This window comes from Micropruina sp. (assembly GCF_047602385.1).
Classification (GTDB): Bacteria; Actinomycetota; Actinomycetes; order Propionibacteriales; family Propionibacteriaceae; genus Micropruina.
Genome location: NZ_JASGHL010000001.1, coordinates 518,758 through 532,397 on the forward strand (window position 1 = coordinate 518,758; position 13,640 = coordinate 532,397).

Consider the following 13,640-nt stretch of genomic DNA (forward strand, 5'->3'; position numbering starts at 1 on the left):
CTTGGTCACTGGGGACGGTTCTTTCGGTCGCCGGGGACGGTTCTTTCGGTCACTGGGGACGGTTCTTTCGGTCACCGGGGACGGTTCTCTTGGTCGCCGGGGACGGTTCTCTTGGTCACCGGAGAGGGAGAACTCAATCCAGTGCTCGGCCAAGCTCGCCTCGGACCAGGCGCCAGACCGTTTCGTCCGTTGCCGCCAGGAGGCCGGTTCCGTTTGTGCCCGGTGAGTACGGTGTGCCGTCCCAGCGCCGGATGTAACCGCCGGCTTCCTCCATATAGAGCGTTCCCGGCGCGTGATCCCAGGGCAGCAGGCGATGGAATCGGACGAACTCCTGCGATCCGGCCACGATCAGCGGATATTCGACGCCGGCGCAGTATTGTCCGGGCCCGATCTTCCGGAACCGGGTTGCCGCCTCCGCGGTTGACGTCCGCTGCCGCGGAGTCAGGAACTTGCCGAGGACCGCGCCACGAAGTTCGCTGACTGTGTTCGGGGCGGGCGGGATGTGTTGCCGGACGCCGTTGCGGAACGCGCCAGCACCTCGCTCCGCCACGTATCCGACCCGGTCGAGCGGGGACCACATCCAGGAGGCGACGGTGTGTCCGGCTTCGACCAACGCAACCATGACCGCGAACTCCGGACGGCCGTTCACGAAGTTCTGCGTCCCGTCCAGCGGATCGATCAGCCAGCAGGCGCCGTCCGTCTTCAGGGCATTGAGCAGGCCGGGGTCGGCCGCCGCTGCTTCCTCGCCGATCACCGTGGCGTCCGGACGCAGGCCACGCAGGACGTCCGCCACCCGCACCTCGGCCTCGCGATCGGCGATCGTCACCAGTTCGCCGGGCGACTTCTCTTCCACCTCGCCGTCGTGAAGTGCCTGAAAACGAGGCAGGATCACCTCGTCGGCGATCGCAGCAAGCGCCGGAATGATGTCGTCGGTCGGAATCGCGGGCACAGATTTCCCTTGGCCACCCAATGTCCCGGACACCATAGCGTTCGCTCACCGCGACTTTCGCGGCACGCATAGGTGGGCACCTCCACGACTCGGCCGGTCCTCGACCCAGGAACGGTTCTGGCCGACCCGAACTCGCGTTTGGGAACGGCTCGCGGCGTAGAACCGTCCCCCAACGTTCGAAATTCGAACTCTCGAGAACCGTCCCCCGTGAGCGCAACGACCAACGGGGGGCGATCAGGCGTCCGACGAGAGTGGGACGGCGGGGAAGTCGACCGGGACGTCCAACGCGATGCTGATGTGGTTCCGGTGCGGCCATCGGCACGTCGTCGACCGGCTGTTCGAGATCACCCTGATCAAGCTGTTGCGCTGGCTGCTCGACAACTCCGATCGGCTCGGGTTGCCGCCCGGTCTGCTGAGCGGCATGGCCGACCCGAGGATCGCCCGAGCGCTGGCCGCGGTCACGCCGATCCCGGCATGGCTGGACGCTGACCGAGTTGAGCCGGACGGCGCAGATGTCACGCAGCGCGTTCGCCGCCCTGTTCAGCGACGTGGTGGGCAGCACGCCGCACGACTACCTGACCAGCTGGCGGAATCATGGTCGCCCAACGGCTGCTCCGCCGCGATAAGCCCATCAGCCAGGTGGCCGCGGAACTGGGGTACACCAGCAGTTCGTTCTCCCGCGTGTTCACCAGCGGGTCGGCCGGTCACCCCGTGCCTGGCTGGCCGACTACGCCTGATCGGCGTCGAGCCGGCGCCTACCAGCTGGGCTCGATCATGGGCCGGTGGTGCCAGTTGCGATATCCGCCGCGACCGCGCACCCAGTAGCTGGCGTGCGCCCAGGCAGCGTCCTCGTCGATCGAGAATGGGGACGAGCGGGCCGCTCGCCATGCCCGCATCTCGATCAAGCGGTCCGTCAGGCGGTCGGAGGCGAGACGTTCGGAGAGCTGATCGAACAGCGCGGATTCCTCGGCGCCACCGCTGACCAGCAACGCGTAGGCGACGGTGACCACCTGGTCGTCGCTGAGGCCGTCCAGCCCGGAGCGGACGATCTCATTGCGGATGATCGGCGGCGACAACAGCATCTCGTGGCGCCAGTCGTAGGTGTCGTCGGCCAGCGCCGTGCGCAAGGCGTCCAGCACCAACTCCGGGTAGCACTCGCGCTGTGCCGCCGGCAGCAGTCGGCGCAGTCGTGGCAGCAGCACGTTCTCTGCCCGGCCGATCCGGGACGCGAGCGACGGCAACTCCAGCCCGTCGCGCACCCCTTGAACCATCAGCTCGTAGTCGGACATCACCCACGGCTGACCGTGACGGTTCGGCTTCTTGGTGGGCTCGTGATGAGTGGGCAGGGCGATCAAGGACTCCATGGCGGCACCTTTCAGGACAGGACGTCGTCATCCTGCCCAGGCGGTGTTGTCTGGAGTGTTGCCCGACCGACCGCGGGTGTTGTCAATCTCCCGACTCCGGCCGACTCTGTCCGAGCCGGTGACCAAGGGAACCGTCCCCGGTGACCGAAAGAACCGTCCCCGGTGACCGAAAGAACCGTCCCCGGTGACCGGGAGAACCGTCCCCAGTGACCGCGGGCTACAACGCTCCGCCGGCCGCCTCGGGTGCGGAGGCGTCCTGGCCGGAATCGCCGACCGCCTCGCGGGCCAGAAACTCCTCCAGATGGAACCAGTTGTCGCCGGCGCGTTCGGCGACCGCTAGCAGCGTGGACATCGACGACACCTCTTCGACCTGTTCCTTGAGGAACCACAGCATGAACTGCTCGCCGAGGGCGTCCTCCTCGGCTCTGGCGGCTCGGAAGAGGGCCTCGATCTGGCCGGTGACCTCCTTCTCCTGGCGCAGTGCCAGCGCGATCGGGGCGGTCACCGAGTCGAAGTCGGTCAGCGGGTCGTCCAGGCCTCTGATCAGCGGATGCACGTCGCGGTCGAGGAGGTATTGGACCAGCATCATCGCGTGGTTGCGCTCTTCCACCGACTGGCGGTAGAAGTGCGCGGCCAACTGGGGTAGGTCCTTGGCGTCGAACCACACCGCCACCGCGATGTACTGCTGGCTTGCGGAGAACTCGTTGCGAACTTGGGCCTGCAGCAGCCCCATGAAGCTGGAATCGGTCGCGTTCATGCCGCTCACGCTACTCAGCGAACGTGCGTTGACAAGGCAGGAAAGCCTTGCCTAAGGGGGTTCCGCCAAGCCTCACAACAGCCGCGCGGAGAGCACCCCGCCGATGCTGCGGATCCGCTCCAGCAGCCCTGCGGGCACGGTGCCCTCGACGTCCACCAAGGTGTAGGCGAGGTCGCCTCTGGACTTGTTCAGCAGGTCGGAGATGTTCAGTCCGGCGTCGGCCAGCATGGTGGAGATCTGGCCCACCATGTTCGGCACGTTGCTGTTGGCGATCGCCAACCGGTGGGTGTTCGCACCGCGCGGCAGCCGGGCATCCGGGAAGTTCACCGAGTTCTGGATCGTGCCGTCCTCGAGGTACCAGCGCAGCTGGTCGGCCGCCATCCGGGCGCAGTTCTCCTCGGCCTCATTGGTGGACGCCCCCAGATGCGGCAGGGTGACCACCCGGGGCCGCTTGTTCAGCGTCGGGGTGGGGAAGTCGCACACGTAGCCGCGGATCTGGTTGCTCTCGAGAGCGGCGAGCAGGCTCGGCTCGTCCACGATCGGGCCACGGGCGAAGTTGAGCAGCACCGCGGACGATTTCATCGCGGCGAACTGCTCGGCGCCGATCAGCCCCTTGGTGGCCGCGACCAGGGGGACGTGCACAGTGACGATGTCCGAGCGCTTGAGCACGTCGTTGAGGGACGTGACGTGTTCGACCTGGGACGACAGCGCCCAGGCATGTTGCACGGTGATCCCCGGGTCGTACCCGAGGACGTTCATGCCCAGCGACAACGCCACGTTGGCGACCTCGACGCCAATGGCGCCCAGACCGATCACGCCGAGGGTGCGCCCGGGCAGTTCGAACCCGACGTAGTTCTTCTTGCCCGCCTCGACCAGCTTGTCCATGGTGGCGTGATCGCCGTCGAGCCGGTGGGCGAATGCTGCGGCGTCCACGATGTTCCGCGCGGCCAGGAACAATCCGGCCACGACAAGCTCTTTCACCGCATTGGCGTTGGCCCCGGGGGTGTTGAACACGGGGATGCCGAGCGCCGAGTAGGCGGGGATCGGAATGTTGTTCGTGCCGGCGCCGGCGCGTGCCACCGCCAGCACCGACGGCTCGACCGGCTGATTGTGCAGGCTGGTGGAGCGCAGCAGCAGCGCGTCCGGCTGGGTGACGTCATGGCCGACCAGGTAACGGTCGCCGGGCAGCCGGGAAAGTCCGGCCTGACTGATTGCGTTCAGGGTGCGAATGCGAAAAGGCATGGTGATGGCGAGGCGTCAGCCGTTGCTGCGCTCGAACTCCTTCATGAAGTCGATGAGGGCCAGGACGCCTTCCAGCGGCATGGCGTTGTAGATGCTGGCCCGCATGCCACCCACGCTGCGGTGGCCGGCGAGGTTGGTGAGACCGGCCTGCGCCGCCTCGGCGACGAAGGTCTTCTCGAGTTCGGGCTTGGCGATCAGGAACGGCACGTTCATCCACGAGCGACTGTCCGGCTGGACCGGGTTGCTGTAGAAGTCGGACGCGTCGAGGAACCCGTACAGCGCGTCGGCCTTGGCCTTGTTCCGCTGCTCCATCGCCGGCAGCCCGCCCTGGGCCTGCACCCAGTCGTAGACGAGGCCGAGCAGGTACCAGCCGAAGGTGGGCGGGGTGTTCAGCATCGAGCCGTTGGCCGCCATCTGGGCATAGCTCCACACCGCGGGGGTAGTCGGACGCGCCCGCTCCAGCAGGTCGTCGCGGACGATCACCACGCACATGCCGGACGGCCCCATGTTCTTCTGCGCGCCGGCATAGATCAGCCCGAACCGTGACACGTCCACCGGCCGGGAAAGGATCGTCGAGCTCAGGTCGGCCACCAGCGGGACGTCGCCGGCGTCCGGCACGTAGCCGAACTCGACCCCGCGGATGGTCTCGTTCGGGGTGTAGTGCAGATAGGCGGCGTCGGCGCCGACCTGGTAGGAGCCCTGGGCCGGCACCCGGGTGTAGTTGCCGGCCTTCTCGTCGGCGATCACCCGCGGCGTCACGTACTTCTTGGCTTCGACGACCGCTTTGGCCGACCAGTCGCCGGTGCTCAGGTAGTCGGCCGGCGCGCCGTCGGCGGCCAGGTTGAGCGGGACGGCGGCGAACTGCCCGTAGGCACCGCCCTGCAGGAACAGCACCTGGTAGTTCTCCGGGATGCCCATGATGGCGCGCAGGGTGGCTTCGGCGTGCTCGGCGCAGGCGATGAACTCCTTGCTGCGGTGCGAGACTTCCATCACCGACATGCCGGAGCCGTTCCAGTCCAGCAACTCGTCCTTGGCCTGTTGCAGGACGGGCTCGGGCAGCATCGCGGGACCGGCGGAGAAGTTGTAGACGCGCATGGGCTGATTCTTTCAGCGTTGCGCAGCGGTCCTCGCCATGGCCGGAATTTCGGTCAGCGCGCGCTGGCTCACGGCTGGCAGACTTGCTCGGTGCACACCAGTGACTCCCCGATCGCCGATACCGCGATTTCGCCCGCGGCAGCAGTCGATCGGTCCGCGGGTCGGCGCTGGCTCGGCATCGGGTTGTGGACGGCTCTGGTCGTCGCCCTGCTGGCCCATTTCTACGGCCTCTACGCTCCCGGTGAGCCTGGTGCGGTCGAATGGTTCCCCAACTCCGACAAGGTGCTGCACTTCCTCGGTTTCGCGATCCCCACGTCGCTGGCGGTGCTGATCGCCCGGCGCTGGTGGCCGCTCGCGTTGTTCGCCGCCCACGCCGTGATCAGCGAGATCGTGCAGTCGGTGTGGCTGCCCGGACGCGATGGCGACCCGTTGGACGCGCTGGCCGACCTAACCGGGGTGCTGGCGGCGTTCGGGTTCTGCTGGTTTGTGCGCCGCCCGACAGTCCTCAGATCCGCGGGCGAGTGACACTGGGTCGCCGTCTGTAGGACGGTCCTCAGCGCCAGCGATTTTGAGAATTTTTTGGGTTTGGGGTTGCGTGGTTGGGTGGTGGTCTGGTTTGCTTCGCGTGTCACCGTTGTCGCGTGTGGTTGATGGATTGTTGGCTTGCACCCCCGTTTGAGCTGGTCTCTGCTTTTGTGCTGGTTGGTTGTCTGTATTGGCGCATGGCGTGTGGGGATTCGGTTCAGTCACTCATCGCGGATTTTGCCCACGAGGTCAGTGGTTCTCATGCAAATAGACATCCGGAAATACATCTGAAGGCTTCAGAAGGGACGAATCACCATGAAGAGGGTGGCGCATATAACCCGTGATCTGAGTCTCTATCCAGAACTCGCCACGCCAGAGTTCGAACGGGAGTGGAACTCTCTTGCTCGATTTGAATTGACCATCGGAGACTGGTGGCAAAATCACGGACGTGGACCGCTGTATATTCTCGTTGAGGTGGATGAGCCACATGGTGAATATAGGTCGAAGGCGTCCTCTATTCGGGGTGACATGTATGTGTTTGTGGTGATCAAGGCTGATGTCTTTGCTCAGGAAGACCCAAGAGCGACTGCGATCAACGCGCTGCAAGAAGGAATCGACTTGGCCGCCCGGCGGGTTCGCATTCAGCCGCTTGAACTCGATGCCTCTAGCGGCTTATCGCGGTGACGTATTTACGTTTGCGGCCGATACTGGCCGGTATTAAGGTGTGTCCCACCGTCCGGACGGAAGGACACACCTCTTCGACGTGCTCGCCGACCTGACCGGAGTGCTGGCCGCGTTCGGGAGCTGCTGGTCTGTGCGCCGACTGACAGTGCTCAGATCGGGCGAGTGACACTGGGTCGCCGCCTGTGGGACGGCTCCTCAGCGCCGGCAAGTTCTGGGAATTTATCGGCTTGGGGTTGCGTGGTTGGGGCTGGTCTGGTTTGATTCGCGTGTCACCGTTGTCGCGCTGATTGATGGATTGTTGGCTGCACCATCGTTTGAGTTTGTCTCTTCTTTGGTGCTGGTTGGTGCTTGCGTTGGCGATTCTCCTTTATCCCCGTCGTGTTCGAAATAAAGCCGAGGATTTCAAATGGAATCTTACGCCCGGATGAGCCGAGACGTGGGTAACTCACCCGACTTGGCGCCCAAGGGTCTACGCCAGGCGTGGCTGAGGCTCCATCGGTATGCGCCGATCATTGGTGAGTGGTGGCGTGCACAAGGGCGGGGTCGTCTATATATTCATATCGAGGTGGACGCACCCGGTGGAGACTATCAATCCGAGGCCGTCTTTCGCCGGGGTGACTGTTACGCGTTTCTTGTCTTCAAGGCGGACGAGATAGCGGATGTCGATCCTGACCTGACCGCGATGAGGGCGCTTCGCCAGGGGATCAGGTTGGCTGCACGCCGAGTCCGCATAGAGCCCCTTGAATTCGATGACTTCGAATCCGATCCTCTCAGGTGAAATGCCCCGGGCAATAGACGCGGAGCTCGACAACGCCGGTAGCCTTCCATGTCTTGAGGTCAACGGCAACGTGGAGCGCGGAACAGGCTGTGGTGAACGCCCCGGGTCTACTGGCGGGCGGGTTCTCCTAGAGCCGGTTGGTCATCGATGTGACGTGTTACGTTGTGGTTGATGCTGGTGAGGATCTGGTCGGGGTTTGGTGCAGATGAAAGGGTGCTCACGTCGGTTCTAGCCGTTGATGAACGCCCGGAACTCGTTGGTAGGGTCGCGGGCAGAGGTGAAGGTTCCGCGGTTGATGGCTTGGCGTTCGATGATGCCGAACAGACCTCGATCAGGTTCAGCCAGGAGTCGGGGCGAAGCCCACGCCGAGCATGATCAAGGTGCGAACGATGCGACTCAAGTGGATTTAGATAAGAGGTCGAAAGCATGGTACGTGAGGCCTATATGGGAGAACTCGTCCGAGCCACCACAGACGAATTTGAGAAGAGGGTGGTCTGGGTCGATCAACGGATGATGGCGGGTTATCATGCATGGGTGGCAGACGGGCCGAGGCGCCGTAACATTCTCTGGTATCGCAACGATTCGAGCGATTGGGTTGTTCCTATTATGGAAACTTCAGACTACTCGAAGTCCATCCGTGTCAGGGGAGCTGGTGGGCGGCCGATCCGCCTTGACTACGAGGTCGACAGGCACATCCTTCAGAGCAGCGCGGCAACGTCAAGCCTCCGGATCTCCGGCAGTCGCCTTCGCTGGATGCTTGAAGGTGGCGGTGAGCAAGTGTACGTGATGGATGACATCCAGTTGCGCAAGGTTGTAGAATTTGGTATTCCGTTCATCGTATCTACTTTCCTGGCGAGGCTGGTTTGAGCCGGGACCTCTATATCTATCAACGCTCGGGGTGCGTCGGCGATATGGATCTGGCCGGCGATGATATCGTGACCCCGCCTCCGGACTCATTCCAAAACTTGTCTATTCGTGCATTGAGAGATCGCTCGCCGTGAGGAGAGCCCTTTCGCAACCTGGCCACCTAAACGGACAACGGGTGGGGTGCTGATGGCCTCGTTGCTGTTGGGTGAAGTGAGGTCGTCTTTAGAGGATCTTGCGTATGTTGCAGGGGGCTTCGGGCTAGTCGTCTATGATCCGCAGGTCGATTCCGATGAGCCACCTCGGGGAATCTGAAGTCGCGAAGCAAACTCTTTGTTGAACGTTGCTATTTGAGAAGCGTACTCCGAATTAGTGCCCGTACTTATCGCAGCCTAGCTAACTGGCGTGCGAGAGTGCGTGGTTGACCTGGGTCGATTTCCTCGGACTGTCTCTGAATTTGGCCGATAGCCGTCTGTCTTTCGGGATATGCGCTTGTGGTTGTGTAAGCTTCCCTCGACGAGTGTATTAGTCGATGACTTGGCAGCGGGATGGGGGGCGGTTCGTTCTGGTCTTCGGTTGCGTCGTCCTCTGGTGTGCGCGCTGAGGTACCGTCGTGGTTGGCTCCTGGTGACAAACCATGTCGGAAAGCCTCACTCCCAACATTGCTGTAGTGGCGATCACGGCTCTCGCGGGGGCTTCTTCCGTTAAGTGCGATGCCCGTCGCTTCGCGTGCGCTCGCGATACTGGCATGGACAGACCTTGAAGCCTCGAGAGGTGCTCGGCTCCCGAAGTATGGATGCATACGAAAGCTCGTGATCTTTCACATTCCGGGCTGGTCCCGCGACTGGCTAGACTCAATTGTGGTGGGGCGAAGACTCAACTTTCTGGTCGTGCTGGACTCAGGGCTCTCGGCCGACAGCGACGAGCCGCCCGGTCTTTCGGCCATGTCGGCTATCGCCTTCGGATGTTTGTGGGAATATTCGGCGTGGGCATCCTGATCGCCTGGGCTCGCGTGGCGCTGACGTTTGCGGCGCTCCTGGCTGTCCTAATGCTGCACGTAGCGCTTTGGTGTCGCTCGGTGACGGCCTGAGCGGGATCTGTCGCTGGTGGGGTCAGCGGCGCGCTTCATCGACGGCCGATTCCAGCCCGACATAGCGGACGTCGGCCGCGGTTCGGCGTCCGAAGGCATAGAGCAGCAGTTCGGTCGGTTCGCCGATCACGCTGACCACCCGGTTGCCGCTGCCCACCCGGACCACTCGCTCGGGGCGTCTGGACCATTCCAGCGCTAGCGCGACCGGCGGCCGGCCCAGGGTCAGCTTGCCGACCCGGGCGAGTTGGGACCAGGCCCAGGATTGGAACTCCTCGTCGCGGTCCGGTTCGGGCAGGTCGTTGGCGCGCCGGACGTCCATGCCGTGGATCAGGAACTCCACACCGTTGGCGACGGCGTCCACAGCAGGGACGGCGAACAGCGACCACTTGGACGGCCCGCGGCGGACCTTCTCGACCAGGTCGGCGTAGTCGCCGCTCTTCAGCTCGGTCATCCGGGAGTCGAGGCGGTCGGCGAACATTGGCACCAGCGCGCCGATGGCGTTGCTCGGCTCGTTGTCACGGATGTAGAGATGTGCGGCCAGATCGGACGCCGTCCAGCCCTCGCACAGGGTCGGTGCGGTCGGCCCGACCGCCAGCAGGGCATCGCAGGTGTGGGCACGTTCGGCCCTGGCTCGGTCGTTCACGACGGACGGCATTGGCTCAGCCTAGTGGGACGCCCTGACACAATGACCGGGTGAGTCTCGACCCCGCCGTCGCCGCGCGGCTCAAGCGCAACCCCGACCAGTTGGTGCCTGCCGTCGTTCAGGACGCCACCTCGCACGAGGTGCTGATGCTGGCCTGGATGGACGACGAGGCACTGGCCCGCACGCTGGCAACCCGGCGCGGCACCTACTGGTCGCGCAGCCGCCGCGAGTACTGGGTGAAGGGCGAGTCCTCGGGCCACACCCAGCACGTCCGTCAGGTATCGCTGGACTGCGACGGCGACACCCTGCTGGTGCTGGTCGACCAGACCGGCCCGGCCTGCCATACCGGCACCACAAGCTGTTTCACCGACCGAACCCTGCTGGCCGAGGAGGGCCGATGACCAGCCTGCACGTGACCCCCGACCTGCCGGTGACCCCCGACCTGGAGGAGTTCCTGGAGATGGCCCGCGCACGGCGGGTGATCTCGGTCCACACCCGGCTGCTGGCCGACGATCTGACTGCCGTCGGGCTCTACCACCGGCTGTGCGGCGATCGCGACCACACCTTCCTGCTCGAATCGGCCGACAACGGGATGTGGTCGCGGTGGTCGTTCGTCGGCGTCCATTCGGTGGCCACGTTGACCGAATCCGATGGCGAGGCGCACTGGACCGGACGCCCCCTGGAAGGCCTGCCGACCGGCGGCGATCCGCTGCAGGTGCTCGCCGAAACCCTGCGGATCCTGCACACCCCAGCCGACGACACCCTGCCGCCGCTCACCTCGGGAATGGTCGGCTACCTGGCCTACGACGTCGTCCGGCGGCTCGAGGTGCTGCCCGACGGCAACACCGACGATCTCAAGCTGCCCGAGCTGGTGATGATGATGGTCAGCGACATGGCCATCCTCGACCACCACACCGGCGAGGTGTGGCTGCTGGCGAACGCGTTCAACTTCGACGATTCCGCTGAGCGCGCCGACGAGGCCTGGGCGGACGCCCGCGACCGCGTCCTCGCGATGGCGGCACAACTGACCGAGCCGCTGGCTCCCGCGGTCGCTGTGGTCGATCCGGCGTCCGAACCGCCACAGATCCGACGGCAGCGCACACCCCAGGAGTATGAGACGGCGGTGGTCGCGGCGGTGGAGGAGATCAAGGCCGGTGAAGCCTTCCAGATCGTGCCCAGCCAGCGCTTCGACATCGACACCGACGCCGACCCGCTCGACGTGTACCGGATCCTTCGGCGCACCAACCCGAGTCCGTACCTCTACCTGCTGCGGCTGCCCGGTCTGGCCGTGGTCGGCTCCAGCCCCGAGGCGCTGGTCACCGTCAGCAACGGCAACGCCGAGACCCATCCGATCGCCGGTTCCCGGCCCCGCGGAGGCTCGGCGGCGGAGGACGCCGCGATGGAGGCCGAACTGCTGGCCGACCCCAAGGAGCGGGCCGAGCACCTGATGCTGGTCGACCTGGGCCGCAACGACCTGGGCCGGGTGTGCCGTCCGGGATCGGTCGAGGTGGTCGAGTTCATGAAGGTGCGCCGCTACAGCCACATCATGCATCTGGAGGCCGCGGTGATCGGCGAGTTGTCGCCCGGCCGGACGGCGCTCGACGTCACGCTGTCCTGCTTCCCGGCCGGTACGCTGTCGGGGGCGCCGAAGGTGCGGGCGATGGAGATCATCGACGGACTGGAGGTGTCTCGCCGGGGCCTGTACGGCGGTGGGGTCGGGTATTTCGACTTCGCCGGCAACTCCGATGTCGCGATCGCGATCCGGACGGCGGTGCTGACCGGCGGTGTGGCCCACGTCCAGGCCGGGGCGGGCATCGTCGCCGACTCGATTCCGCACAACGAGGAGCTCGAGGTCCGGAACAAGGCCGCGGCGGTGATCCGCGCCGTCGAGGGTGCGCACCGGGTGCGCCGCCTCGACCGGAGCTGACGTGCGCCGGCTCGCGACGGTTGGACTCTGGCTCGGCTGTGCGTTCGCCCTGCTCAGCGCCACCCAGCCCTGGTGGTCGGCGGGGGAGCGCGCCTCGGTCACCGGCGGACAGGCGACCTCAGGCTCGGCGTTGGCGTTGATGCTGGCCGCGGCCGCCGGCACTTTCCTCGGCGGCTGGCTCCGGGGCTGGTCCAGGCGGCTGGTGCTGGCGCTGGTCGCGCTTCTCGGTGCCGGCAGTATCGCGGTCGCGATCACAGCCACCGTGCCGGCGCTGCCGGGCAGCACCCTGGGCGACGCGCTGACCCTGGCGGCGACCCCCTGGCGCTGGTGCTATCTCGGCGGCGCGGCCCTCCTGGCGGTGGCGGCCGCGCTGGCTCAGTTCGCCGGTCCGCCGCCGGCGCGGCAGACGTCCGCGACCCCGGATCCGGCGATGGACGCCTGGAAGGCGTTGGACGCCGGGGACGACCCGACCTCCGAACCCGAGCGTGGCGGCGCTGGCGAACGGCGTCCGGACCCGACAGAATAGGGCCCCTAGTTCAGCGAACACGGCAGGAGCGGCTCATGGCCAGCAGCAGCGGCAAGCATTACCACCACGGTCGCACGCCGGCGGCGTGGGCCGGCAGCGCGGTTTCCGGCGTCGGCTTCCTGCTCGGCACCGCCGCCTTCCTGATGGGCCCCAACTGGCTGCTGGTCTGGGTGTCAGTCGCGATCATCCTGCTCGGCGCCGTGGTCGGCGGAATCATGAGCAAGATGGGCATGGGCCAGGCCTGAGTATGGGAGTTCTCGACGAGATCGTCGCCGGTGTCCGCGAGGATCTCGAGCAGCGTCGTGCCCGCCGCAGCCTGGACGAACTTGCCGCCGTCGTCGCCGGGATGGACGCCCCCCGCGACCCGATGCCCGCCTTCCGGGCGTGGCCGCTGGCGGTGATCGCCGAAGTGAAAAGGGCCAGCCCCAGCAAGGGTGCGCTGGCCGACATCCCCGACCCGGCCGCGCTAGCCGTTGAATACGCCGCAGGCGGGGCGTCCGCGATCTCGGTGCTCACCGAACGCCGCCGGTTCGGCGGATCGCTGGCCGACCTGGAGGCCGTCCGGGCCGCGGTGGACACCCCGCTGCTCCGGAAGGACTTCATCGTCACCGACTATCAGCTGTGGGAGGCCCGCGCCGCGGGAGCCGATCTGGCACTGCTGATCGTGGCCTCACTAACCGACCAAGAACTGGCGGACCTGATGGCGACCGCGAAGATGCTCGGTCTGACCGCACTCGTCGAGGTGCACACCGCCGAGGAGACCCGTCGTGCGACGGCCGCCGGGGCGTCCCTGATCGGGGTGAACAACCGCAACCTGCAGACCCTCGAGGTCGACCTCGCCCAGTTCGAAAAGCTGGTCGGGCTGATCCCGGACGACGTGGTCAAGGTGGCCGAATCCGGCATCCTGACGGTCTCCGACGTCCGACGGGTATCCGACGCCGGCGCAGACGTGATCCTCGTCGGCGAGGCCCTGGTCAAACACGGCGATCCGCACCGCGCGGTCGCCGACTTCATCGCTGGCCGGCTCCTAGGCGAACGCCCGGGGACGGTTCTTCTCGTTCGAGTTTCGAACTTTTAGAACCGTCCCCGACGTTCGAGATTCGCATGCTGGGGACGGTTCTCTTGGTCACTTCGTTGATGAGCGCCGTTCGAGCTGGTTCGTTCGGAAGCCTGCGACCACGATTGGGCAGGTGGTC

Annotated in this window: 15 protein-coding genes; 9 read left to right on the forward strand and 6 right to left on the reverse strand. The window is 65.6% G+C overall.

Going from position 1 to position 13,640, the window contains the following annotated elements:
- Positions 1 to 133: 133 nt before the first annotated feature.
- A complete protein-coding gene (locus QM711_RS02375) occupies positions 134 to 949 on the reverse strand; it encodes an inositol monophosphatase family protein (RefSeq protein ID WP_415096110.1) in 816 nt (271 codons plus the stop codon).
- Between the two features lie 485 nt (positions 950 to 1,434).
- Between QM711_RS02375 and QM711_RS02380 the strand changes: the two genes are divergently transcribed.
- On the forward strand, positions 1,435 to 1,575 hold the full coding sequence (locus QM711_RS02380; protein WP_415096866.1) for a hypothetical protein: 141 nt from the start codon (positions 1,435 to 1,437) through the stop codon (positions 1,573 to 1,575).
- Positions 1,576 to 1,704: 129 nt separating this feature from the next.
- On the opposite strand, the gene QM711_RS02385 is transcribed toward QM711_RS02380, so the two are convergent.
- The 4 genes from QM711_RS02385 to serC form a co-directional block, all read right to left on the reverse strand.
- Positions 1,705 to 2,313 (reverse strand): hypothetical protein, encoded by a 609-nt coding sequence (locus QM711_RS02385; protein WP_415096111.1) that lies wholly within the window; start codon positions 2,311 to 2,313, stop codon positions 1,705 to 1,707.
- A 217-nt stretch (positions 2,314 to 2,530) separates the two neighbouring features.
- Positions 2,531 to 3,070, reverse strand: a complete 540-nt coding sequence (locus QM711_RS02390; RefSeq protein ID WP_415096112.1) for a ferritin — start codon at positions 3,068 to 3,070, stop codon at positions 2,531 to 2,533.
- 72 nt (positions 3,071 to 3,142) lie between these two features.
- Positions 3,143 to 4,312 carry a phosphoglycerate dehydrogenase gene (locus QM711_RS02395; RefSeq protein WP_415096113.1) on the reverse strand — a complete coding sequence of 390 codons (1,170 nt, stop codon included), beginning with the start codon at positions 4,310 to 4,312 and terminating at the stop codon, positions 3,143 to 3,145.
- 15 nt (positions 4,313 to 4,327) lie between these two features.
- Complete coding sequence (gene serC / locus QM711_RS02400; protein WP_415096114.1) at positions 4,328 to 5,407, reverse strand: 3-phosphoserine/phosphohydroxythreonine transaminase; 1,080 nt, start codon at positions 5,405 to 5,407, stop codon at positions 4,328 to 4,330.
- Between the two features lie 90 nt (positions 5,408 to 5,497).
- On the opposite strand from serC, the gene QM711_RS02405 reads away from it, so the two are divergent.
- From QM711_RS02405 to QM711_RS02415, 3 genes are all read left to right on the forward strand, one after another.
- Positions 5,498 to 5,932 carry a hypothetical protein gene (locus tag QM711_RS02405; protein ID WP_415096115.1) on the forward strand — a complete coding sequence of 145 codons (435 nt, stop codon included), beginning with the start codon at positions 5,498 to 5,500 and terminating at the stop codon, positions 5,930 to 5,932.
- A gap of 315 nt (positions 5,933 to 6,247) precedes the next feature.
- Positions 6,248 to 6,616, forward strand: coding sequence for a hypothetical protein (locus tag QM711_RS02410; protein WP_415096116.1), 369 nt, complete (start codon positions 6,248 to 6,250; stop codon positions 6,614 to 6,616).
- Positions 6,617 to 7,820: 1,204 nt separating this feature from the next.
- On the forward strand, positions 7,821 to 8,261 hold the full coding sequence (locus QM711_RS02415; protein ID WP_415096117.1) for a hypothetical protein: 441 nt from the start codon (positions 7,821 to 7,823) through the stop codon (positions 8,259 to 8,261).
- A gap of 1,109 nt (positions 8,262 to 9,370) precedes the next feature.
- Here the strand turns inward: QM711_RS02415 and QM711_RS02420 are convergent.
- Positions 9,371 to 10,003 (reverse strand): TIGR03085 family metal-binding protein, encoded by a 633-nt coding sequence (locus QM711_RS02420; protein ID WP_415096118.1) that lies wholly within the window; start codon positions 10,001 to 10,003, stop codon positions 9,371 to 9,373.
- Positions 10,004 to 10,041: 38 nt separating this feature from the next.
- Here QM711_RS02420 and hisI point away from each other — a divergent pair, with 38 nt between their 5' ends.
- Genes hisI through trpC form a run of 5 tightly spaced genes read left to right on the forward strand, consistent with a single transcriptional unit; the run spans position 10,042 to position 13,522 of the window.
- Positions 10,042 to 10,392 carry a phosphoribosyl-AMP cyclohydrolase gene (hisI, locus tag QM711_RS02425; protein WP_415096119.1) on the forward strand — a complete coding sequence of 117 codons (351 nt, stop codon included), beginning with the start codon at positions 10,042 to 10,044 and terminating at the stop codon, positions 10,390 to 10,392.
- The gene (locus QM711_RS02430) at positions 10,389 to 11,918 is read left to right on the forward strand and encodes an anthranilate synthase component I (RefSeq protein WP_415096120.1); all 1,530 of its coding nucleotides are present in this window, start codon (positions 10,389 to 10,391) and stop codon (positions 11,916 to 11,918) included. The genes hisI and QM711_RS02430 overlap by 4 nt, the downstream gene beginning before the upstream one ends.
- Position 11,919: 1 nt before the next feature.
- Positions 11,920 to 12,444: a hypothetical protein gene (locus QM711_RS02435; RefSeq protein ID WP_415096121.1), complete on the forward strand. Its 525-nt coding sequence runs from the start codon at positions 11,920 to 11,922 to the stop codon at positions 12,442 to 12,444.
- Positions 12,445 to 12,479: 35 nt separating this feature from the next.
- Positions 12,480 to 12,689 (forward strand): HGxxPAAW family protein, encoded by a 210-nt coding sequence (locus tag QM711_RS02440; protein WP_415096122.1) that lies wholly within the window; start codon positions 12,480 to 12,482, stop codon positions 12,687 to 12,689.
- Between the two features lie 2 nt (positions 12,690 to 12,691).
- Positions 12,692 to 13,522, forward strand: a complete 831-nt coding sequence (gene trpC / locus QM711_RS02445; RefSeq protein WP_415096123.1) for an indole-3-glycerol phosphate synthase TrpC — start codon at positions 12,692 to 12,694, stop codon at positions 13,520 to 13,522.
- The last annotated feature ends 118 nt before the right edge of the window (positions 13,523 to 13,640 follow it).

Excerpts from the sequence above, each read along its gene's own strand:
- QM711_RS02385 (WP_415096111.1), bottom strand. The coding sequence starts at position 2,313 with ATGGAGTCCTTGATCGCCCTGCCCACTCATCACGAGCCCACCAAGAAG.
- QM711_RS02390 (WP_415096112.1), bottom strand. The coding sequence starts at position 3,070 with ATGAACGCGACCGATTCCAGCTTCATGGGGCTGCTGCAGGCCCAAGTT.
- QM711_RS02395 (WP_415096113.1), bottom strand. The coding sequence starts at position 4,312 with ATGCCTTTTCGCATTCGCACCCTGAACGCAATCAGTCAGGCCGGACTT.
- serC (WP_415096114.1), bottom strand. The coding sequence starts at position 5,407 with ATGCGCGTCTACAACTTCTCCGCCGGTCCCGCGATGCTGCCCGAGCCC.
- QM711_RS02410 (WP_415096116.1), top strand. The coding sequence starts at position 6,248 with ATGAAGAGGGTGGCGCATATAACCCGTGATCTGAGTCTCTATCCAGAA.
- QM711_RS02415 (WP_415096117.1), top strand. The coding sequence starts at position 7,821 with ATGGTACGTGAGGCCTATATGGGAGAACTCGTCCGAGCCACCACAGAC.
- QM711_RS02420 (WP_415096118.1), bottom strand. The coding sequence starts at position 10,003 with ATGCCGTCCGTCGTGAACGACCGAGCCAGGGCCGAACGTGCCCACACC.
- QM711_RS02430 (WP_415096120.1), top strand. The coding sequence starts at position 10,389 with ATGACCAGCCTGCACGTGACCCCCGACCTGCCGGTGACCCCCGACCTG.
- QM711_RS02440 (WP_415096122.1), top strand. The coding sequence starts at position 12,480 with ATGGCCAGCAGCAGCGGCAAGCATTACCACCACGGTCGCACGCCGGCG.
- trpC (WP_415096123.1), top strand. The coding sequence starts at position 12,692 with ATGGGAGTTCTCGACGAGATCGTCGCCGGTGTCCGCGAGGATCTCGAG.